Genomic DNA, 21,199 nt, shown 5'->3' with positions numbered 1-21,199 from the left:
ACTCCGCGTCACCACCGGGCTTGACCCGGTGGTCCATGATGAAGTGCGGCAAATTTCAGCCTAACGGTTTGAAATGACAGGCCCTATGGATTTCCGAGCTTGACCTGGCAGTCCATGCGGTGCCAACAGAATGTTCCGAAAGGCCTCATGGATTGCCGTGTCAAGCACGGCAATGACGCCTGAGAGAGCTGGAGGTGGGCGGACAGATACGCGTCTTCATCGCCCGGTCGTTCGGCATCAGTCGGTGTTTCGAAAGATGCCCGCCCCGACCGCCGCCCTATGCCGGAAAACCGCGACTCCTGCCTCCGATCCCCGACCAAAGGCGAAGCCGGCAAAGCGCTCGGCCCGCTTTTGCGCCCCTTTGCCGTGTGCTAAAGAACTCCCAAACACAGCAAAACAAAGGGATAGGGCGCCTCGATGAAGGAGATCCTCGCGGAACTTGAAAAACGGCGCGCTGTGGCGCGTATCGGCGGCGGCCAGAAGCGGATCGACGCGCAGCACGCCCGCGGCAAGCTGACCGCCCGCGAGCGCATCGGCGTCCTCCTCGATCCGGACTCCTTCGAAGAAGTCGACATGTTCGTGCAGCACCGCTGCACCGATTTCGGCATGGACGAGTCGACCATCCCCGGCGACGGCGTCGTCACCGGGTCCGGCACCATCAACGGCCGCACGGTCTACGTCTTTGCCAAGGACTTCACCGTCTTCGGCGGCTCACTGTCGGAGGCCCACGCCCACAAGATCACCAAGATCCAGGACATGGCGCTGAAGAACCGGGCGCCGATCATCGGCCTGTTCGATGCCGGCGGCGCGCGCATCCAGGAGGGCGTGGCGGCGCTTGGCGGCTATGGCGAGGTGTTCCAGCGCAACGTGCTGGCCTCCGGCGTCATCCCGCAGATTTCCGTCATCATGGGCCCGTGCGCGGGCGGCGACGTCTATTCGCCGGCGATGACCGACTTCATCTTCATGGTCCGCGACACCAGCTACATGTTCGTCACCGGGCCGGACGTGGTGAAGACCGTCACCAACGAGACGGTGACGGCGGAGGAACTCGGCGGCGCCTCGATCCACACCACCAAGTCGTCGATCTCCGACGGCGGCTACGACAACGATCTCGCCGCCCTGCAGCAGATGCGCCGGCTGATCAACTTCCTGCCCATGAACAATATGGGCGAGATCCCGGAGATCGTCTCCTATGACGATCCGGACCGGCGCGACCATTCCCTCGACACCCTGATCCCGAACAATCCCAACAAGCCCTACGACATGAAGGAGTTGATCCTGAAGGTCGTCGACGAAGCGGACTTCTTCGAGATCCAGGAGAATTTCGCCAAGAACATGGTGGTCGGCTTCGGGCGCATCGAGGGGCGGACCGTCGGCTTCGTCGCCAACCAGCCGATGGTGCTTGCCGGCGTGCTCGATTCCGACGCCAGCCGCAAGGCGGCGCGGTTCGTGCGCTTCTGCGACTGCTTCAACATCCCGATCGTCACCTTCGTCGACGTGCCGGGCTTTTTGCCCGGGACCGCCCAGGAATATGGCGGTCTCATCAAGCATGGCGCCAAGCTGCTGTTCGCCTTTGCCGAATGCACGGTACCGAAGATCACCGTCATCACCCGCAAGGCCTATGGCGGCGCCTATGACGTGATGTCGTCGAAGCACCTGCGCGGCGACGTCAACTATGCCTGGCCGACGGCGGAGATCGCGGTGATGGGTGCCAAGGGCGCGGTGGAGATCCTCTATCGCTCCGAACTCGGCGACAAGGACAAGATCGCCGCCCGCACCAAGCTCTATGAGGACCGCTTCGCCAACCCGTTCGTTGCCGCCGAACGCGGCTATATCGACGAGGTGATCATGCCGCATTCGACGCGGCAGCGGCTCTCGCGCTCGCTCCGGCTCTTACGCGACAAGACGCTGGAAAACCCCTGGAAGAAGCACGACAACATCCCGCTCTAAGGGGTCGGCCGGCGGCGGCGCTTCAGGACGTCGCCGCAAGGCATTTCGGCTGTTCGCGATTTTCGGAATCTCGCATTTGCGGCGGGTGTGCTTGCAACGCCCTGCAACAGTGCGTCCGGATGCCGCTGATTCTTGCTGAACAGATAGACATTTTCTTATATGATAATTCATGGTGGTGCCGGACCCCGGCGCCCCTGCCGTGCGCATCGAGCCGGCGGGCGCCCGTGACGGCGCCGTGCCGTGCCGGGAGGGCAGGTCCGACAATCCGGATGCCATCCATCGCGCGGCTTCCTGCATTGCCACAGATCAACGGCCGGAAACAGGCCGGGGCCATGCTGACAACGACAACGGAACGCGGACGCCGGCAACAGGCCGGGGTGCGGACGGTTTCCGGCTTGGGGAAGGACGCAAGGCCATGGCGAAAAAGAGCACCACCGGCACCGATGTTCCGGCGAACGGCGGCGATGCGGAGATTGCGGCGGCCGATCCGGCTGTCGCCGATGTTGCGACGGAGACCCCTCCCGGGGCAGCCTCCGGCGAGGCCGGCGACGATCCCTGCCGCACGGTGACCATGCCCGTCCATGCGCTCGACCGGTTCGTCTCTTCGTTCGAGCGCAGCGCCAGACGCTGGGAGTTCATCGCCTATCCGGCCCTTCTGTGCCTCGTCGTCCTGCTCGCCTACGGCTTCTTCCTCATCTACAGCCTGACCCACGACATCCGTCAGATCGCCGAGCGGTTCGACCCCAAGATGGGTGTCCACATGACCGAACTCGCCAAATCCATGGAAGAGATGACCAGGACCATGGACGCGATGACGATCCGGGTCTCGGCGATGGCCGGCCATACCGACAGGATGAGCGGCCAGATGGCCAATCTCGATACCATGCGCCCGCTCTACGAGCAGATGGTCTCCATGAACAAGAAGATGGAGAATCTCAAGGAGATGACCCAGATCCGCCAGGAGCTGGTGCAGATGAACGGCAAGATGAGCTACATGACCGCGGATATGGGGCGCATGCGCCACGACATGGCGGTGATGAACCAGTCGGTCTCGCGGCCGATGTCGTTCATGAATTCGTTCATGCCCTGGTAGGGGCGCTATCTGCGGCGTCGAAAAACCTGCCGACCACAACGACACGGAACGACGACACGGGGTCGCAACCGGGACCTGCGGCCGCCCTTCCGGTTGCGGCCGACCGGGCGAGGGGGTAGACGAGGGGCCTTGCGCTTCCGCCTCCGGTGAGGCGGCGCGTCCCTGATGCCTCTCCAGCGGCCTTGGCCAATCGGACTCTCCCGCGATGATCCTGTCGCACGAACACCGCTTCATCTACATCAAGACCTACAAGACCGCCTCGACCTCCATCGAGGCCGCGCTCAGCGAGGTCTGCGGTCCGGACGACGTCATCACGCCGGCCTCCAAGGCCTTGATGAAGGTGAGGAAGGATGAACGGGCCCAGAACTGGCGGCTCGACCATCCCCTGGTGCCGAAGCGCCCGCTGGTGAAACGGCTCCTGGGCCGCCCGGAACGGGCCTATCATCCGAGCGTCGGCTTTTACGAGCACATGCCGGCCTGGCGGGTGCGCGCCTATGTGGGCGAGGCGATCTGGAACAGCTATTACAAGTTCAGTTTCGAGCGCAATCCCTGGGACCGGCAGGTCTCGTGGTACTATTACAAGACCAAGTCGAGGGAGGCGCGGCCGTCCTTCGAGGACTTCTTGCGCAATCCGAAGCGCTCTTATGTGGAAAATTTCGACCTTTATTCCATCGACGATACCATCGCGCTCGACTTCGTCGGCCGCTACGAGATCCTTGCCGAGGACTTCGCCGCCGTGCTCGACGCCATCGGGCTTTCCGGCCGGGTGTCGCTGCCGGTCAGCAACGTTTCCGGCGCGCGGGAAGACGACTATCGCAGCTATTACACCGAGCACACCCGCACCATGGTCGGCGGCTGGTACCGGCGCGAGATCGAGGCCTTCGGCTACCTGTTCTGACGCGCTTTGCGGTTGCGACCCTTCGATCGTGCGTGTTGCCGGCCTTGGTCAAAGGACTGAGTTGCCGAGGTCTCTGCGACCCCTTAAAACGCATGAAAACCAATTGCTTTAAAAAAGGGATGGGACGTCCATGTTCGACAAGATCCTGATTGCCAATCGCGGCGAGATCGCCTGCCGGATCATCAAGACCTGCCGGACGATGGGCATCAAGACGGTCGCCGTCCATTCCGAGGCGGACAAGGACGCGCTGCACGTGGAGATGGCCGACGAGGCCGTCCATATCGGCCCGGCGGCCGCCGCCGAATCCTATCTCGTTGCCGACAAGATCCTCGCCGCCTGCAAGCAGACGGGGGCCGAGGCCGTCCATCCCGGCTACGGCTTCCTGTCGGAGCGGGCGAGCTTTCCGGAGATGCTGAAGGCGGCCGGCATCGTCTTCATCGGCCCGCATCCCGACGCCATCAAGGCGATGGGCGACAAGATCGAATCCAAGAAGGTGGCGGCCGAGGCCGGCGTTTCCACCGTGCCCGGCTATCTCGGCGTCATCGGCTCGCCGGAAGAGGCCGTGAAGATCGCCAAGGAGATCGGCTATCCGGTGATGATCAAGGCGTCGGCCGGCGGCGGCGGCAAGGGCATGCGCGTTGCCTGGTCCGACGACGAGGTGCACGACGGCTTTGCCCGCTCCAAATCCGAGGCGGCAAGCTCCTTCGGCGACGATCGCGTCTTCATTGAAAAGTTCATCGAGAATCCGCGCCACGTCGAGATCCAGGTGCTTGGCGACAAGCACGGCAACGCCATCCATCTCGGCGAGCGCGAATGCTCGATCCAGCGCCGTAACCAGAAGGTCGTCGAGGAGGCGCCGTCGCCGCTGCTCGACGAGGAGACGCGGGCCAGGATGGGCGCGCAGGCCGTGGCGCTCGCCCAGGCCGTCGGTTACGATTCGGCCGGCACCGTGGAGTTCGTCGCCGGCCAGGACAAGAGCTTCTACTTCCTGGAGATGAACACCCGCCTGCAGGTGGAGCACCCGGTGACCGAGCTGATCACCGGCATCGACCTCGTCGAGCAGATGATCCGGATTGCCGACGGCGAGAGGCTGACGCTGACCCAGGACGACGTCGTGCTCAACGGCTGGGCGGTGGAGAGCCGGGTCTATGCCGAGGATCCCTATCGCAACTTCCTGCCGTCGATCGGCCGCTTGGTGCGCTGCCGGCCGCCCGAGGAAACGCGCAGCGACGATTCCGTCGTGCGGGTCGACACGGGCGTGGAAGAGGGCGACGAGATCTCCATGTTCTACGACCCGATGATCGCCAAGCTGGTCACCCATGCGCCGACCCGCGCCGGCGCCATCCACGCCCAGGCCGATGCGCTCGACGCCTATCTGATCGACGGCATCGAGCACAACATCCCGTTCCTGTCCGGCCTGATGCAGCATCCGCGCTGGACCGAGGGCAATCTCTCCACCGGCTTCATCGCCGAGGAGTACCCGGAGGGCTTTGCCAGCATTCCGACGACGGCGGAGACGGAAAAGGTGCTGGCTGCCGTGGCGCTGTCGGTGGAGCTCATCAACAAGGAGCGCTTCGACCATCTGCCGGGCCGCCTGCGCCCGCACACCGGCCGGGTGCGCGAGGACTGGGTGGTGTCGCTGGAGCGCGACGTGCGCGAACTCGACCACTCCAAGCACCACGAGAAGGACTACGTGGCGGTCAGGATCGTCGAAGGCTATCCGACAGTTCCGATCGAGGTCGACCTGACCTTCGACGAGGCGGACGTCAAGCCGATGACCGTGCGCTCCGATTGGGCGCCGGGCGAGGCTCTGTGGGTCGGCACCGTGGGGACTCGCGATGTGACGGCGCAGGTCCGCCCGGTCCAGAACGGCTACAACATCTCCTGGCGCGGCCTTGCCATGACGGCCCGGGTGATGAGCCCGACGACGGCCGAACTCGACCGCATCATGCCGATCAAGCTGCCGCCGGACACCTCCAAGATGCTGCTGTGCCCGATGCCGGGCCTCGTCGTCTCCATCAACGTGACGGAGGGCCAGGAGGTCAAGGCGGGCGAGGCGCTGGCCATCGTGGAAGCCATGAAGATGGAGAACGTGCTGCGCGCAGAGCGCGACCTCATCGTCTCCAACATCACCTGCGAGCCCGGCGACAGCCTCGCCGTGGACGCGGTGATCATGGAGTTTGAATAAGGTTTTTGGTTTTTTGTCTCGCGCCAGGCTCGCTTCGCTCGCGGCTCCGACGGGGCGGCGCGACAGCTCGGGCGGCCGTTCGGCCTTGCGAAGTCCGACGCTTCGATGTTCTCCTTGTGCCATTGCCGCAATCGGAGAGGAGCCTGGCGCCACCCATGACCGACGAAGTCATCACCCGCCATGTGCTGATTTCCGGCCGCGTCCAGGGTGTCGGCTACCGGGCCTGGTGCCGGCGCGAGGCGGAGGAGCGGGGGCTGTCCGGCTGGGTGCGCAACCGCCAGAACGGCGACGTGGAGGCCGTCTTTTCCGGGCCGCCGGAAGCGGTCGAGGCGATCATCCTCGCCTGCCGAAAGGGCCCGGGCTGGGCCCGGGTCGACGATGTCGAAATCATTTCCGACGGCGCGCCGATCCGCGGCCCGTTCGAAATGCGCGCGACGCGGTAAGGCATGAAGCCGACGCTTCTCAGCGCTCCACGACTTCCGCGTCGAAGCTCAGCTTGCCGCCATATTTGCGGACGATGAAGGCCTCCAGAAGCTTGCGGTGCTTGTGGTGGCGGGCCGAGTTGCCGATGTATTTGTCGACGGGCACCTGGCGATAGAAATACCAGATGACGGCGCCGACGAGGATCGCCGGGAGGAAGCCGAGGCCGAGTGCGAAGATGGCGAGCAGCATCCAGACGATGCTGAGGCCGCAGCCGGGCAGGGCACCTCCTTTTTCCTTTTTCTTCCGCGGGTCGGCCTCACGTATCTCCTCGACCTTGTGGATCGAGTAGTTGCAGGCGAGTAGCGGCCTGTCGGCGGTGGACGCCTCCTCGCGCACGAAGAACACCTCCACGTCGTGGCCGTCGCGCATCGGCAGTTCCACGCCGCGCAGGCGGATCGGCGTCTCGATGCCTTCCGAATCGTCGAGGAAGAACTCCTTCAGCGGACCCTGGTCGGGAAAGAGCTGGTAGCCGCGGACGATGCCGCGCACCGAAAAGACGTAGTCGCTGGCCATTTCTTCCGGTGGTCTCCGCAGCTTGAGGGCCTTGATCAGTCCGTAGCCGTTTCCAGCGGCCCGAACAATGGGGCGAATTCGGCCTTCAGCGCAATGTCGAGGTCGGAAAGCGTTACCGGCAGGCCGAGATCGACGAGGCTGGTGACGCCGTGGTCGGTGACGCCGCAGGGCACGATGCCGGAGAAATGCTCCAGCACCGGATCGACGTTGATGGCGATGCCATGGAAGGTCGTCCAGCGCCTGACGCGCACGCCGATGGCGGCGATCTTGTCCTCCGCGTCCGGCCCCTTGTCAGGCCGGCGCACCCAGACGCCGACGCGGTCGTCGCGCCGCTCGCCGCGGATGTGGAAGCGCCACAGGGTGCGGATGATCCATTCCTCCAGCGCCTCGATATAGGCGCGCACGTCCTGGCGCCGGCGCTTCAGGTCGAGCATGACATAGGCGATGCGCTGGCCTGGTCCGTGATAGGTGAACTGGCCGCCGCGCCCGGTGCGGTAGACCGGGAATCGCTCCGGGGTCAGGAGGTCGGTGTCGATGGCGCTGGTGCCGGCGGTGTAGAGCGGCGGATGCTCCAGCAGCCAGACCCGCTCCGGCGCCGTGCCCTCGGCGATTTCGGCGACCCGCGCCTCCATCGCGGCGATGGCGTCGGGGTAGGAAACGGGCGCGTCGGTAACGGCCCATTCGACCGGCGGCGCACCGGCTCTTGCGACCATGATCCGGCCGGGATCGGTGCGCGCATTAACCATCGGCTAACCATTCTCCTTTCACAGTGCGCCGACAAGTGCGTTGCATCGGGCGCGTTCCGTCGGGCCTTGCCACGGAGTCTCCATGGGCACCACCATCGACACCATTACCGTCGAACTGTCCGTCGTTCTCGGAACGTCCGAAATGCCGATCCATCAGCTCCTGCGCATGGGTCGCGGCGCGGTCATCGAGTTAGATACGACCGAAGACGACGATGTCCAAGTGCTGGCCAACAACATTCCGGTGGCGCGCGGGCAGGTGATCCTGCGCGGCGAGAAGATCGGCGTCTCCGTCACGAAGGTGCTGATGCGCCCGCCCGACGCCCGGCCGCGCGACACCGTCCACAAGGTAGTCGGTGACGATCTTCCCAAAAGGGATGCTTGAACCCCTGTCACCGATTTGATACAGGAAGCGCGCTGATCGACATCAGCCCTATTTTTGCGGTCGTGGCGGAATTGGTAGACGCGCAGCGTTGAGGTCGCTGTGGGGTAAAACCCGTGGAAGTTCGAGTCTTCTCGACCGCACCATCTCTCTAGAAAATATGTCTCACGCGAGTGCGCTTGGCGCACCGCTCCGATGGGGCGGCGCATGGGCGCCGGTGGCCGTTCGGCCTTGCGAAGCCTTCCGGCTTCGGTGCGTTCCGTGTCACACTCAGACGGCACCCGGGCGGAGCGAAGCGGAGATCCGGGGCCCATTGCCCACATCGACGCGGTAGCCCGTCGCGGTTCTTTGCCCCGCTTCCACCAGGCGCGCTATTCCGACAACAGCCGACATGCCGCGCGGAGAGGGGCATTGAATGCCGGGTCTTTGCCCGGCATGACCGCTTTCGTCAGCAGTGGGGTCGCGGCCCCGACCGGCCTTTGCCCGACGTTCTTTCTGCGTCATCCCCCATTTTCAGGAAAACCGACTTCTCGGATTTTTCTATGCTGCGGTCCTGAACGGCCCTCCCGGCAAACAAAGGATCACCGCATGCTCAGGAACGACCAGCTCGACCAGTGGGATCGGGAGAATTTCTTCCATCCCTCGACCCATCTCGCCCAGCACGCCCGCGGCGAGGCGCCGAACCGGATCATCACGACCGGCTCCGGCGTCCACATCACCGACCGCGACGGCACCAAGCTGCTCGATGCCTTTGCCGGGCTTTATTGCGTCAATGTCGGCTACGGGCGCCAGGAGATCGCCGAGGCAATCGCGGCGCAGGCCAAGGAACTGGCCTACTACCACGCCTATGTGGGCCACGGCACGGAGGCCTCCATCACGCTCGCCAAGATGGTGCTGGACCGGGCGCCGTCGAACATGTCGAAGGTCTATTTCGGCCTCTCCGGGTCTGACGCCAACGAGACCAACATTAAGCTCGTCTGGTACTACAACAACATCCTCGGCCGACCCGAAAAGAAGAAGATCATCTCGCGCTGGCGCGGCTATCACGGCTCCGGCCTGATGACCGGCTCGCTGACCGGCCTTGAGCTCTTCCATAAGAAGTTCGACCTGCCGCTGTCACCGGTCCTCCACACCGTCTCGCCCTACTACTATCGCCGCGATGACCTGACGATGAGCGAGGACCAGTTCGTCGCCCATTGCGCCGCGGAGCTGGAAGCGCTGATCGAGCGGGAAGGGGCCGACACCATCGCCGCCTTCATCGGCGAGCCGGCGATGGGCACAGGCGGGCTCGTGCCGCCGCCGAAGGGCTACTGGCAGGCGATCCAGCCTATCCTGAAGAAGCACGATATCCTGCTGATTGCCGACGAAGTCGTCACCGGTTTCGGCCGGCTCGGCTCCATGTTCGGCTCCGATCACTACGGCCTTGAGGCGGATATCATCACCATCGCCAAGGGCTTGACCTCGGCTTACGCGCCGCTCTCCGGCTCGATCATCTCCGACAAGGTCTGGAAGGTGCTGGAACAGGGCACCGACGAGAACGGCCCGATCGGCCACGGCTGGACCTATTCGGCCCATCCGATCGGCGCGGCGGCGGGCGTCGCCAACCTCAAGCTCATCGACGAGATGGGCCTCGTCGCCAATGCGGCCGAGACCGGCGGCTATCTCAATCAGGCGATGGCGGAGGCCGTCGGCGGCCACAACAATGTCGGCGAGGTGCGCGGCGAGGGGATGCTCTGCGCCGTGGAATTCGTTGCCGACAAGGCGAGCCGGACCTATTTCGATCCGGCCAGGAAGATCGGCGCGGCGATCAGCGGTGCGCTCCTGAAGCGCGGCGTCATCGCCCGCGCCATGCCCCAGGGCGACATCATCGGCTTTGCGCCGCCGCTCTGCCTTTCGCGCGCCGAGGCCGACGAGATCGTCGAAAAGACCCGGCAGGCGGTCGAGGAAGTCTTTACCGCCTAGCGGTTTTTCCATTCGCGCCATTGCACATCAGCGCCCGCCGGCTCGCCGCCGGCGGGCAAGTTTTTAGTGGCCACCACGGGGCCCCCACGTTAATTCTCAAGGCAGCGGCGCAGCGCCATGCCGGCCGCACCCGTCCCGACACGCGCGGAGATTTTCGTGGCCGACACCGACACCGTCGAACGACCGCAGGAGGATGCCGCTCTCGTCCCGACCGTCCGGGACGAGGAGGGCAACCTTTCGCCGGAGTTCGTCGAGACCGTCGATGCGGCCATTGAGGCCGACGATACCGACCGGCTGAAGGCGCTCACCGAAGATCTCCACGAGGCCGATCTCGCCGATCTCATCGAGGCGCTGCATCCGACGGACCAGTCCAAGCTTGTCCGGCTCCTGGGGCGTGACTTCGATTTCGTCGCGCTGACCGAGCTCGACGATGCGATGCGCGTGCGCATCCTCGACGAGTTGCCGCCCGAGGCCGTTGCCGAGGGCATGCGCGAGCTCAATTCCGACGATGCCGCGCACATCCTGGAAGACCTCGACGAGCCGGACAAGGACGCGATCCTGGAGCGGATGTCGTTCGTCGAACGGCTGCAGCTGCAACGGGTTCTGGATTATCCCGAAGAGTCCGCCGGCCGGCGGATGCAGACCGATTTCATCGCCGTGCCGCCGTTCTGGACGGTTGGCCAGACGATCGACTATCTGCGCGAGGCGGAGGAATTGCCGGAGGAGTTCTACCAGATTTTTGTGGTCGACCCCGGATTCCGCCTGCAGGGCACGCTGCCGCTCGATGCGCTCCTGCGCTCCAAGCGGCCGCAGAAGATTTCGGAAATCATGCGCGGCTCGCCGTATCTGGTGGCCGCGACCGACGACCAGGAGGAGGTGGCGCACCTGTTCGAGCGCTACAACCTCGTCTCGGCCGCCGTCACCGACGATTCGGAACGCCTCGTCGGCGTCATCCATGTCGACGACATCGTCGACGTCATCCAGGAAGAGGTCGAGGAGGACATCAAGCGGATGGCCGGTATCGGCGACGAGGAGGTCTCCGACTCCATCCTCGCCACCGTGCGCAGCCGGTTTACCTGGCTGCTCGTCAACCTCGCCACCGCCGTGCTCGCCTCGCTGGTCATCGGTTTGTTCGACGCGACCATCCAGCAGATGGTGGCGCTCGCCGTTCTGATGCCGATCGTCGCCTCCATGGGCGGCAATGCCGGCACCCAGACCATGACGGTCGCCGTGCGCGCGCTCGCCACCCGCGACATCGATATCTTCAACGCCCGGCGAATCATCTCCCGCGAGACCATCGTGGGGTTCCTCAACGGCATGCTGTTCGCCGTCGTCATCGGCGTCATTGCGTCCGTCTGGTTCGGCAGTATCGGCCTCGGCGGCGTCATCGCCGCGGCGATGGTGGTCAACATGGTGGCGGCGGGCCTGTTCGGCATCCTGATCCCGCTGACCCTCAACAAGATCGGTGTCGACCCGGCGATCGCGTCGGGCGTGTTCGTGACCACGGTCACCGACGTGGTCGGCTTTTTCGCCTTCCTCAGCTTTGCCGCCTGGTGGTTCGGGCTGGCCTGAAATCGCGGCGCCGGCGCCGTCCGCTTCACCGATCATTAACCATAAAAGCGCACCGTCGCGGCATTCCATTCTCGACGGGGACGCCCCATGCCGCGCGCGCTTTTCTTCGTTCCGCTCCTTGCCCTTTCCCTCGGTGGTTGCCTCGGCAACGGCACCAATCCGACCTGCCGGACGACGACCCTGCCGGGCGACGGCGACTATGAGATCTGCACCGTCGGCCGGGTCATCACCCTGGAGCGCACCGGCTACGCGGTGAGCGATCCGGCAATGGAAACGCCGGCCGAGCGCGGGCCCGTTCCCAAGCCGGTCCTGGAAAAGATCGACGATGAGGATTTTTCCGACGGTGAGCCGCTGGTCATCACCTCGACGAACCTGGCGTTTTAGGGCTATCAAGACCCGCGCATGGCCGGCCGCACCGGCCGCGCCGAAAAGGGTCCGTCGATCATGGCATCTGAGAAACATTCCCGCGGCTTCCGGCTGTCGCCGCTGACCGCGTTTACGCTGCTCGCCGCCGTCGGCATCATCGGCATGATGGGCGTCTATGTGGCGACCGGCTTCGTCCTCGATGCGCGCGAGCGGGCGCTCGGCGAGGCGTTTGCCGCGGTGCCGGAGGGAGCGCCGACGAAGCTGTCGGAGGTCGTGCCGGGCGACTGGACGGATGTGTGCATCCTCAACGAGCCGATCCCCGATCCGGGCAAGACCAGGACGCCGGGAAAGATGCCCGGCATGCTGATCCCGCCGATGCGCAACCATGCGACATTCCTGACCAGCGGCTACTGGCTGATCGTCACCCTCGATGGCGGCGGCGATATCCTCTCCGAGGCGCGCGTCGACCCGAGCGCGGTCGCCAACCGGACGGCGGATAACGGCGGCAATTTCTGCGCCGCCCGCGATGCGCTTTCCTTCACGCTGCAGCCCTGCGAGGAGGGCTGCTCCCGGCGCATCGTCTTCGACCGCAAGGCGTCCTGAGCCGCAGGCCCGTTGCGGCTCTCCGCCCGGTCGCCTTTTGCGCGTTTTGCGATAAGGTGCGGCGCTGAATGACCCCGGTTTTCGGAAAATGCAGGATTTCATCCGGACATGCGCAAACTCGTTATCGCAGCCGTCGCGCTCGTCGTCGTCGCGGCGGGCTCCTATTGGTACTACATGACTTATGAGCCCTCGCGGATACGCTTTCCGGTGCAGGGGATCGACGTCTCCCACCACCAGGGCGCCATCGACTGGCAGCAGGCAGCGGCGGCGCGCGTCGATTTCGCCTATATCAAGGCGACGGAGGGCGGCGATTTCACCGACCCGAATTTCGCCGAGAACTGGCAGGGCGCCAGGGCCGCCGGCATTCCCGTCGGCGCCTATCACTTCTACTCCTTCTGCCGCGATCCCAAGGAGCAGGCGGCCCATTTCGTCGCCACCGTGCCGCGCGAGGCGGGCACGCTGCCGCCGGCCGTCGACGTGGAATTCGAGGGCAATTGCGACGAGGAGCCGGCGCGCGACGATTTCGTCATCGGCATGCTCGCCTTCCTGGATGTCGTCGATGCGCATTTCGGCACCAAGGCGGTGATCTACGCCTCGCGGGACTCCTACAAGAAGCTCGTCGGCGGGCGCTTCCTCGACCGGCCGTTCTGGTTCCGCTCGATTGTCTCCGCGCCGGTGTTGAACGAGCGCATGTGGACCTTCTGGCAGTACCACGACCGCGGCAGCCGGGCCGGCATCGACGGCGATGTCGACCTCGACGCCTTTGCCGGCACTAAGGAGGAGTTCCAGACGCTGCTCCTGAAGCGGGCCGACTAGCGGCGGCGCTTGGTTGCGCCCTTCACGGGTTCTATAAGGGGTGGAAAGCCGGCGCATGAGAAAGCCGGTACCTTACGGAGAGGACCCGAGGATGCCCGCCAACGATATCCCGACGCTCGATTTCGACCTCGGCGAGACCGCCGACATGCTGCGCGACAGCGTGCGCTCGTTCTCCGAGGACAGGATCGCGCCGATTGCCGACGAGATCGACCGGACCAACGAGTTCCCGCGCCACCTCTGGCCGGAGATGGGCGCGCTCGGGCTACACGGGATTACCGTCGAAGAAGACTATGGCGGGGCGGGGCTTGGCTATCTGGAGCACTGCATCGCCATGGAGGAGGTCAGCCGGGCGTCGGCCTCGGTCGGGCTTTCCTACGGCGCCCATTCCAATCTCTGCGTCAACCAGATCCGCCGCAACGGCTCGGAAGAGCAGAAACGGCGCTACCTGCCGAAGCTGATCTCCGGCGAGCATGTCGGCGCGCTCGCCATGTCGGAGCCGGGGGCGGGGTCCGACGTCGTCTCCATGCGGACGAAGGCGGAAAAGAGGGGCGAGCGCTATGTCCTCAACGGCTCCAAGATGTGGATCACCAACGGCCCCGTCGCCGAGACGCTGGTGGTCTATGCCAAGACCGACCCGGACGCCGGTCCAAGGGGCATCACGGCCTTCCTGATCGAGAAGGATTTCAAAGGTTTCTCCACCGCCCAGAAGCTGGACAAGCTGGGCATGCGCGGCTCCGACACCTCAGAGCTCGTCTTCCAGGACTGCGAGGTGCCGGAGGAGAACGTGCTCGGTACCCTCAATCGCGGCGTTGCCGTCCTGATGTCCGGGCTCGACTACGAGCGCGCGGTGCTTGCCGCCGGGCCGCTCGGCATCATGCAGGCCGCTCTCGACATCGTCGTGCCGTATCTGCACGAACGCCGCCAGTTCGGCCAGCCGATCGGCAGCTTCCAGCTCATGCAGGGAAAGCTTGCCGACATGTATGTGACCGCCAATGCCTGCCGGGCCTATGTCTATGCGGTGGCGCGGGCCTGCGACCGGGGAAAGACCACCCGTGAGGACGCCGCCGGTGCGATCCTCTATGCGGCGGAGAAGGCGACGCAGATCGCGCTCGACGCGATCCAGTGCCTCGGCGGCAACGGTTATATCAACGATTATGCGACCGGGCGCCTTTTGCGCGACGCCAAGCTCTACGAGATCGGCGCCGGCACCTCGGAAATCCGCCGCATGCTGATCGGCAGGGAACTCTTCGAACGGACGGGGTGAGCGGCTGTGCCGGTGTGGCCATTTTCGCTTTTCGGCCGGGGATGCGGGTGTCAGAATGTCGCAGTTCGACGCACGGCATCGGCGACTCGAACGCCTGCCGTCGCGCCGGGGACAGATCGTTCGAGGCTTTTTCCGGGAGATGAGATGAAGACTGCCCTCAGAGCGGGGTTCGGAGCCCTTTTGCTGTTCCTTGCCGCCGACATGGCGATCGCCGCGTCGGACGACCTTTCCGAACCGTCGCCGGCCGACCACCAGGCGGTTCAGGAGTGCCTGGAAGCCTCGCGCGGCGCCGAGACGCTGAAGATCGCCGCCGACTGCATCGGCGTCGTCGCCAATCCGTGCCTCGACGTTCCCGACAACCAGACCACCTACGGCATGGCCTCCTGCCTGCAGCGCGAGGAGCGGATCTGGGATTCGCTGCTGAACGACTGGTACGGCAGCGCGCGCCAGTATTTTTCCGCCGACCTGAAGCGCCAGTTCCGCGACGTCCAGCGTGCCTGGATCGCCTGGCGCGACGCCAAATGCGGCTTCGAGCACGCCAAATATGAGGGCGGCACGCTCGGCACCGTCACCGGCGCGAGCTGCATGCTGGAGACGACCGGCGCCCGGGCGCTGGAGCTGCGCTCGCTCGTCGTGGAGTACGAATCCCGGTGAGCGATTTTTCCTTCCGGCCGCTGACGCCGGACCGGTTCGACGATCTCGTCGACCTGTTCGGGGCGGAGCGCGGCGCTTCCGGCGGCTGCTGGTGCATGTGGTGGCGGGTGCCGACGAAGACCTTCAACGGTATGAGCCGGGACGCACGCCGTGCGGCGTTCGAGGCGGCGGCGGGCGCGGGGCCGACGGGCATTCTCGCCTATGACGGCGCGACGGCGGTCGGCTGGTGCGCGGTCGGGCCGCGTGCGTCGCTGCCGAAGCTCAATCGCTCGCGCGTTGCGGCGACGCTGGACGATCCCGAAGGCGTGTGGATGATCAACTGCTTCTTCGTGCGCAAGGGCTATCGCGGCGGCGGCCTGATGGGCCGTCTGATCGCGGCGGCCGCCGACTATGCTCGGGGCGAGGGCGCACGGGCCGTCGAGGCCTGTCCGGTCGATCCGAAGCGGGCGCTGCAATGGGGCGAGGGCTTCATCGGCATCGCCTCACAGTTCGCGACCGCTGGTTTTGCCGAGGTCACCCGGCGTTCGCCGACGCGCCCTCTGATGCGGCTGGAATTCTGAGCCGCGTACACCATGTTGGTGTTCTGCCGGCACACACCGGCTTTCCCGATTTGCGGCCCGGCCCGCATTGGCCTAAACAAACGGATTGAAAGCGGCTGACCGCTCAAGATTCGGTTCCTTCAACAGCGAGATTTTCATGATCGACCGTCCGAATTCCCGTCCCTTCCATCTCGATGACGAAGAAGAGGACGAGGAGGAAAAGACCAAGACGCCGCATTCCCTGCAGGTCGACAAGCACCTGTTCGAGGCTCGCACCGTGCTGATCACCGGCCAGATCACCCAGGAACTGGCGCGCGACGTCTCGACCCGGCTGATGGCGCTGGCCCATGTCAACAGCGATCCGATCACTGTCGTCGTCTCCTCGCCCGGAGGCCATGTGGAATCGGGCGACATGATCCACGACACCATCCGCTTCATTTCGCCGAAGGTGCGCATGCTCGGCATGGGCTGGGTGGCGAGCGCCGGCGCGCTGATCTATGTCGCCGCCGACAAGGAAGACCGCTACTGCACGCCGAACACGCGGTTCCTGTTGCACCAACCGTCCGGCGGCGCCGGCGGCCCGGCGACCGACATTGAGATCCAGGCCCGCGAAATCCTGAAGATGCGCGACCGGCTCAACAAAATCTTCTCCGATGCTACCGGCCAGCCTGTCGAGCGGATCGAGAAGGATACCGACCGTGACTACTGGATGAGCCCGGAAGAGGCGATCGAATACGGCCTCGTCTCCAAGGTGGTGAACTCGCAGTCCGAGCTCGACTGAGGCCGGCTGCGCTAGAGGGGAGGACGCCCGTGCGCCATCTCGTCCTTGCCGCAGCCCTTGGGTTTTGCGCCGCGATGTGGGCCGCGCCCGCGGGCGCGGTCTCGCCGAGCCCCTACGACATGACCTACAATGTCCGGAGCGACACGCCGGTGCGCTCCGGCATGTCGGCGGGTGCCGGCGTCAAGGGCACTCTTAAGGCCGGCACGAAGGGCATCGTCCTTCGCTGGTGCCGGCCGGAGATTCCCTTCGCCGAATGGCAGTTCGGCTCGCGCTCGGTCAAGCGCAAGCTTCTCGATCAGCGCTGGTGCGAGATCCAGTCGGGGGCGCTGATCGGCAATGTGGACGGCAAGGCGCTCCGTCCCGACTGATTTTTTCTTTTTAGAGATAACGGCTTCCGGGCGTTTCTTTATCTGACGCATGAGTCTGGGGCCGGGAAGCGAGGCCCTCGTGGTTCCGACTGTCGATGCCAACGGACTTGCCATTCCCGCCATCGGCATGGGCACCTGGCGGCTTTCCGGAGCCGACGGACAGCGGGCGGTGGAGACTGCGCTTGAGGTCGGCTACCGGCACATCGACACGGCCGAAATCTATGGCAACGAGCGCGAAGTGGGCGCGGCGATCGCCGCCTCGGGCATTCGCCGCGACGAGCTTTTCGTGACCACCAAGGCCTGGCACGACCATATCGGCGCCGGCGACCTGCAGCGGGCGGCGGAGGCGAGCCTGGAACGCCTCGGTCTTGCCCATGCCGATCTCTATCTCATTCACTGGCCGAACCCGGACATCCCCCTCGGCCAGTCGCTGGAGGCGCTTGCCGATGTCAAGGCGCGCGGCCTTGCCCGCGCCGTCGGCGTCTCCAACTTCCCGGCGCTGCTGCTGGAAGAGGCGATCCGGCTGTCGCCGGTGCCGCTGGCGCTGAACCAGGTGGAAATGCACCCCTATCTCGCCCAGAGCGCGGTCATGGACGTGGCGCACCGGAACGGCCTAGCGGTGACCGCCTATTGCCCGATCGCGCGCAACACGGTCGCCGAGGATCCGGTAGTCGTCGCGATTGCCGAGGCCCACGGCAAGACGCCGGCCCAGGTGGCGCTGCGCTGGCTCATCCAGAAGGGCGGCGTTATTGCGATCCCGAAGAGTTCGCACCGGAAGCGGCTGATCGAGAACCTGGACGTCTTCGATTTCGAGCTGACCACCGGGGAGGCGGCCGCGATTGACGGCCTTTCCCGCAGCGACGGGCGCATCGTCGATCCCGACTTCGCGCCGAGTTGGGATCGTTGATTTCCACTACTACCGGATCATCTCGGCGTCATCGCGAGGAGCCGCAGGCGACGCGGCGATCCAGAGCAGCTTGCTCGGAGCGTGCCGCCCTGGATTGCCGCGTTCGCTTCGCTCACTCGCAATGACAGGGTGCTTGGCCGAGCGGGATCTTGTACGCCCCGTTTGGCTGCTTCTTACCGGGTTCCCCGCGCCCACGTCGCCCGCGCATCCAGCCAGGCGCCGAGCCGTTCCTCCGGATCGGCCGCGCCGAGGACGTCGGTGGAGGCGCAGATCATGTCGGCGCCGGCGGCGAAGACGGCGGACGCGCGCTCCAGGGTGATGCCGCCGATGGCGACCAGCGGGACGTCGAGGCGCTTCTGCCAGTCCGTCACCTTTTCCAGGCCCTGGGGCGCCCAGTCGAGTTTTTTGAGCGTCGTCGGGAAGACCGGGCCGAGCGCGATGTAGTCCGGCCGGGCGGCAAGGGCCTTTTCAAGCTCGGCCTCGTCATGGGTGGAGACGCCGAGGCGGATGCCGGCGGCGCGGATCGCGGCGAGATCGGCGGTTGCCAGGTCCTCCTGGCCGAGATGCAGCCAGTCGGCCTTAAGGTCGATTGCCAGCTCCCAGTAGTCGTTGACGACCAGTGTCGCGTCTGCCGCCCGGCATTTAGCGATTGCCGATGAGAACTCGCGCCTGAGCGTTGCCGCGTCGGCGTCCTTGATGCGGAGCTGGACGAGGGAGAGGCCGAGCGGCAGGAAGCGGTCGAGCCAGTCGACGCCGTCGACGATGAGATAGAAGCGGTCGAGCATCTGCTTGGTCCCAGAGGTGTTTTAAGGCGTGGCGAGTTTTTCCGGCGCGCTCCGCCGTGCCCCGCGCTGACCGAAGAAGAGGCCGGTGACGACCAGCGCAAGGGCGACGAAGAGGCTAAGCGAGATCGGCTCGTCCAGCACCAGGGCGCCGAGGCTGACGCCGAAGATCGGGATGAAGTTGAGCCCGAGGGTGAAATAGCTCTGCCCGATGGTGCGGATGAGGTGATAGCGCAGGATGTAGCCGAGGGCGGTCGGAAAGATGCCGAGATAGATCAGCGCGACGATGGCTTCCGCGGAAAGGCCGGTCCAGTCGGGCTGGCCGGTGGCGAGGGCGTAGGGCACCAGCAGCAGGGCGGAGATACCGAGGATGAGGCCGGAAAAGCGCGTCGGCGGGATGTCGCGCACGCGGCGTACGAAGACGCCGGCGATGGCGTAGCACATGCTGCCGCCGAGGGCTGCGGCCTGCGCCAGCAGATGGTCGCCGAGGCCGCCGGCCACACTCGGGCCGATGACGGTGAGGACGCCGGCAAAGCCACAGACGACGGCCAGCACCTTGAAGACGTTCATGCGGTCGTCCTCGGTCGTCAGGTGGCTGAGGATCATCGCCATGAACGGGCCCATGCCCATCAGCAGCGAGGTGACGCCGGAATCGATGGTGAGTTCGGCCCAGGAAATGAGGAAGAACGGTGCGATGATGCTGAGCACGGTGACGAAGAGCGTCAGCGCCCATTGCCGCCCGCCTGTCGGCAGGACGAGGCCGCGCCAGGCGATCCAGGGCAGGATCGCCAGAAAGCCGATGAGGACGCGAACGGCGACCAGCCAGACCGGGCCGATCTCGCGCACGGCCACCTTGATCGCCAGGAACGCCGAGGCCCAGATCAGCGAGACCAGAATCAACAGAAAGATATCGACGGGCGTGGGCTTGCGGATCATGGCGGCAGGTGGCCGTATTGGGGCAAATGGCGGGACCGGCGGACCCTAACTGTTCGGGGGATTCTCGTCGATCATCCTTTTCGATTCCGACCCCGCATGGGAGCTTCGATCCGTGTTTCTCATCATCGCCAAGGTCGCCTTCTTTTTCCTTCGGCCCTCGAACGTCATCCTGTTTCTGGTGCTGGGCGGGGCCGTCCTGCTGCTCGTCAAATGGCGGCGGACCGGCACGACGCTGGTCGTCGTCGGCGCCCTCTTGATGCTCGCCTGCGGGCTCGGGCCGGTCGGCAACATGCTGTTCGTGCCGCTGGAAAGCCGGTTTCCCAGGGTGACGGAGGTGGTGACGCCGCCGACCGGCATCGTCGTCCTCGGTGGGGCGGTCGATACGGTACGGACCGAGCGGCATGGCCAGGTGGCGCTTGCGGAATCGGCGGAGCGGGTGACGGCGGCGGCGGCGCTGGCGCGGCGCTTCCCGGAGGCGCGGATCGTCCTTTCCGGCGGCCAGGTGGCGATCTTTCCCGGCACGGTCCAGGAGGCCGATGCCATGGTGACGCTGATGGCAAGCCTCGGCGTTCATTCGCGGCGCCCGGTGCTGGAGGACCGTTCGCAGAACACCTGGCAGAATGCCGTCTACAGCCTCGACCTCGCCAAGCCGCAGCCGGGCGAGCGATGGCTGCTGGTGACCTCCGCCTTCCACATGCCGCGGGCGATCGGCGTCTTTCGCAAGGCCGGCTGGACCGGTATTACGGCCTATCCCGTCGATTACCGCAGCACTTCGGACCATCTGGGCTTCACCTCGGTCTCGCGCGGCCTGCGCTTCACCGACATCGCCGTTCGCGAGTGGATCGGGCTTGTCGCCTATTACCTGACCGGGCGCACCGACTCGCTCCTGCCGGGCCCGGACGGGGTCCGAAAATAGGCTGCGAAACGGCCGTTTTCCGCAAAATCCGACCCATGCAACCTGGCAGTTCAGCCATGCGTTGTGTGGATAACCGGCACCCTACAGGTCAAATATTTGGAATCGTTCAACAATTGCGGCGACAATGGGGCCGCAAAAAGGGTTTTGCGATAGAACTATGACGACGGGCGTGTTTTAGCGCTTGCGAAAAGCTTAAGCGAAGATTAATCCGGACATCGCGTCGCTCCTCCCTTCGCGGCGCTCTCCACATCACAAGCGAAATGGGGGCTTGATGGAACACCAGAAGCAGCAACCCTGCTGGAACGTCATGGCTTGGACCCTGTTCGGCATGATCGGCGTTCTGTTGGTGATCGGTTTGCTCGGCGGTTTCGATACGACCACGGCGATTGCGGCGCGCTAGGCGCTTGCGACGAGCGGGCAGGGTGCCCGGATGCCGGAAAAACCACCGAAAAGAATTCATCGAGGGCGCGGCCATGGGGGCCG

23 protein-coding genes and 1 tRNA gene are annotated in these 21,199 nt (G+C 65.2%); 20 read left to right on the top strand and 4 right to left on the bottom strand.

The genetic code is table 11. The annotated features are described in order from the left end of the window. Positions 1 to 417 precede the first annotated feature (417 nt). The 5 genes from CH339_RS20560 to CH339_RS20540 all read left to right on the top strand — a co-directional run bounded on the left by CH339_RS20560 (position 418) and on the right by CH339_RS20540 (position 6,572). Positions 418 to 1,950 carry an acyl-CoA carboxylase subunit beta gene (locus CH339_RS20560; protein WP_111436246.1) on the top strand — a complete coding sequence of 511 codons (1,533 nt, stop codon included), beginning with the start codon at positions 418 to 420 and terminating at the stop codon, positions 1,948 to 1,950. Positions 1,951 to 2,365: 415 nt separating this feature from the next. Then, positions 2,366 to 3,043, top strand: coding sequence for a DUF4175 domain-containing protein (locus CH339_RS20555; protein ID WP_146610269.1), 678 nt, complete (start codon positions 2,366 to 2,368; stop codon positions 3,041 to 3,043). Positions 3,044 to 3,248: 205 nt separating this feature from the next. Beyond that, entirely contained in the window at positions 3,249 to 3,941 is a 693-nt protein-coding gene (locus CH339_RS20550; RefSeq protein ID WP_111436244.1) for a sulfotransferase family 2 domain-containing protein, read from the top strand. A gap of 130 nt (positions 3,942 to 4,071) precedes the next feature. Then, a complete protein-coding gene (locus tag CH339_RS20545; protein WP_111436243.1) occupies positions 4,072 to 6,129 on the top strand; it encodes an acetyl-CoA carboxylase biotin carboxylase subunit in 2,058 nt (685 codons plus the stop codon). Between the two features lie 155 nt (positions 6,130 to 6,284). After that, positions 6,285 to 6,572 carry an acylphosphatase gene (locus CH339_RS20540; protein WP_111436242.1) on the top strand — a complete coding sequence of 96 codons (288 nt, stop codon included), beginning with the start codon at positions 6,285 to 6,287 and terminating at the stop codon, positions 6,570 to 6,572. A 19-nt stretch (positions 6,573 to 6,591) separates the two neighbouring features. Here CH339_RS20540 and CH339_RS20535 read toward each other — a convergent pair whose 3' ends face one another. Both CH339_RS20535 and lipB read right to left on the bottom strand, forming a co-directional pair. Then, positions 6,592 to 7,125: a hypothetical protein gene (locus CH339_RS20535; protein ID WP_111436241.1), complete on the bottom strand. Its 534-nt coding sequence runs from the start codon at positions 7,123 to 7,125 to the stop codon at positions 6,592 to 6,594. 35 nt (positions 7,126 to 7,160) lie between these two features. After that, positions 7,161 to 7,871, bottom strand: coding sequence for a lipoyl(octanoyl) transferase LipB (gene lipB / locus CH339_RS20530; RefSeq protein ID WP_111436240.1), 711 nt, complete (start codon positions 7,869 to 7,871; stop codon positions 7,161 to 7,163). An 82-nt stretch (positions 7,872 to 7,953) separates the two neighbouring features. Here lipB and CH339_RS20525 point away from each other — a divergent pair, with 82 nt between their 5' ends. The 13 genes from CH339_RS20525 (at position 7,954) to CH339_RS20465 (ending at position 18,082) form a co-directional block, all read left to right on the top strand. Then, positions 7,954 to 8,253, top strand: coding sequence for a FliM/FliN family flagellar motor switch protein (locus CH339_RS20525; RefSeq protein ID WP_111436239.1), 300 nt, complete (start codon positions 7,954 to 7,956; stop codon positions 8,251 to 8,253). Between the two features lie 56 nt (positions 8,254 to 8,309). Next, positions 8,310 to 8,396, top strand: a tRNA-Leu gene (locus CH339_RS20520). A gap of 442 nt (positions 8,397 to 8,838) precedes the next feature. Next, entirely contained in the window at positions 8,839 to 10,212 is a 1,374-nt protein-coding gene (locus tag CH339_RS20515; RefSeq protein ID WP_111436238.1) for an aspartate aminotransferase family protein, read from the top strand. Positions 10,213 to 10,368: 156 nt separating this feature from the next. Next, a complete protein-coding gene (gene mgtE / locus CH339_RS20510) occupies positions 10,369 to 11,784 on the top strand; it encodes a magnesium transporter (protein WP_245408186.1) in 1,416 nt (471 codons plus the stop codon). 87 nt (positions 11,785 to 11,871) lie between these two features. Further along, complete coding sequence (locus tag CH339_RS20505) at positions 11,872 to 12,168, top strand: hypothetical protein (protein ID WP_111436236.1); 297 nt, start codon at positions 11,872 to 11,874, stop codon at positions 12,166 to 12,168. A gap of 60 nt (positions 12,169 to 12,228) precedes the next feature. After that, positions 12,229 to 12,753, top strand: coding sequence for a hypothetical protein (locus CH339_RS20500; protein ID WP_146610268.1), 525 nt, complete (start codon positions 12,229 to 12,231; stop codon positions 12,751 to 12,753). A 108-nt stretch (positions 12,754 to 12,861) separates the two neighbouring features. Continuing rightward, positions 12,862 to 13,569, top strand: a complete 708-nt coding sequence (locus tag CH339_RS20495) for a glycoside hydrolase family 25 protein (protein ID WP_111436234.1) — start codon at positions 12,862 to 12,864, stop codon at positions 13,567 to 13,569. 91 nt (positions 13,570 to 13,660) lie between these two features. Next, positions 13,661 to 14,833 carry an isovaleryl-CoA dehydrogenase gene (locus CH339_RS20490; protein WP_111436233.1) on the top strand — a complete coding sequence of 391 codons (1,173 nt, stop codon included), beginning with the start codon at positions 13,661 to 13,663 and terminating at the stop codon, positions 14,831 to 14,833. Between the two features lie 144 nt (positions 14,834 to 14,977). Further along, positions 14,978 to 15,487, top strand: coding sequence for a lysozyme inhibitor LprI family protein (locus tag CH339_RS20485; RefSeq protein WP_111436232.1), 510 nt, complete (start codon positions 14,978 to 14,980; stop codon positions 15,485 to 15,487). After that, a complete protein-coding gene (locus tag CH339_RS20480; RefSeq protein WP_201241093.1) occupies positions 15,484 to 16,047 on the top strand; it encodes a GNAT family N-acetyltransferase in 564 nt (187 codons plus the stop codon). Before CH339_RS20485 ends, CH339_RS20480 begins: the two co-directional genes overlap by 4 nt. Before the next feature lie 136 nt (positions 16,048 to 16,183). Next, positions 16,184 to 16,807, top strand: coding sequence for an ATP-dependent Clp protease proteolytic subunit (locus tag CH339_RS20475; protein WP_111436255.1), 624 nt, complete (start codon positions 16,184 to 16,186; stop codon positions 16,805 to 16,807). 29 nt (positions 16,808 to 16,836) lie between these two features. Then, positions 16,837 to 17,175: a hypothetical protein gene (locus tag CH339_RS20470; RefSeq protein WP_146610267.1), complete on the top strand. Its 339-nt coding sequence runs from the start codon at positions 16,837 to 16,839 to the stop codon at positions 17,173 to 17,175. A 49-nt stretch (positions 17,176 to 17,224) separates the two neighbouring features. Continuing rightward, on the top strand, positions 17,225 to 18,082 hold the full coding sequence (locus tag CH339_RS20465; RefSeq protein ID WP_111436230.1) for an aldo/keto reductase: 858 nt from the start codon (positions 17,225 to 17,227) through the stop codon (positions 18,080 to 18,082). Between the two features lie 173 nt (positions 18,083 to 18,255). Here CH339_RS20465 and CH339_RS20460 read toward each other — a convergent pair whose 3' ends face one another. Together CH339_RS20460 and CH339_RS20455 are read right to left on the bottom strand one after the other, a co-directional pair. After that, positions 18,256 to 18,867 (bottom strand): thiamine phosphate synthase, encoded by a 612-nt coding sequence (locus CH339_RS20460; RefSeq protein WP_111436229.1) that lies wholly within the window; start codon positions 18,865 to 18,867, stop codon positions 18,256 to 18,258. Positions 18,868 to 18,888: 21 nt separating this feature from the next. Further along, positions 18,889 to 19,800: a DMT family transporter gene (locus tag CH339_RS20455; RefSeq protein ID WP_111436228.1), complete on the bottom strand. Its 912-nt coding sequence runs from the start codon at positions 19,798 to 19,800 to the stop codon at positions 18,889 to 18,891. A 112-nt stretch (positions 19,801 to 19,912) separates the two neighbouring features. Between CH339_RS20455 and CH339_RS20450 the strand changes: the two genes are divergently transcribed. Together CH339_RS20450 and CH339_RS25295 are read left to right on the top strand one after the other, a co-directional pair. After that, on the top strand, positions 19,913 to 20,716 hold the full coding sequence (locus tag CH339_RS20450) for a YdcF family protein (protein WP_111436227.1): 804 nt from the start codon (positions 19,913 to 19,915) through the stop codon (positions 20,714 to 20,716). A 271-nt stretch (positions 20,717 to 20,987) separates the two neighbouring features. After that, positions 20,988 to 21,116: a hypothetical protein gene (locus tag CH339_RS25295; RefSeq protein WP_274609917.1), complete on the top strand. Its 129-nt coding sequence runs from the start codon at positions 20,988 to 20,990 to the stop codon at positions 21,114 to 21,116. Positions 21,117 to 21,199 lie beyond the last annotated feature (83 nt).

This window comes from Rhodobium orientis, assembly GCF_003258835.1.
Taxonomy (GTDB): Bacteria; Pseudomonadota; Alphaproteobacteria; order Rhizobiales; family Rhodobiaceae; genus Rhodobium; species Rhodobium orientis.
This window is presented reverse-complemented; position numbering and strand designations above follow the sequence as displayed.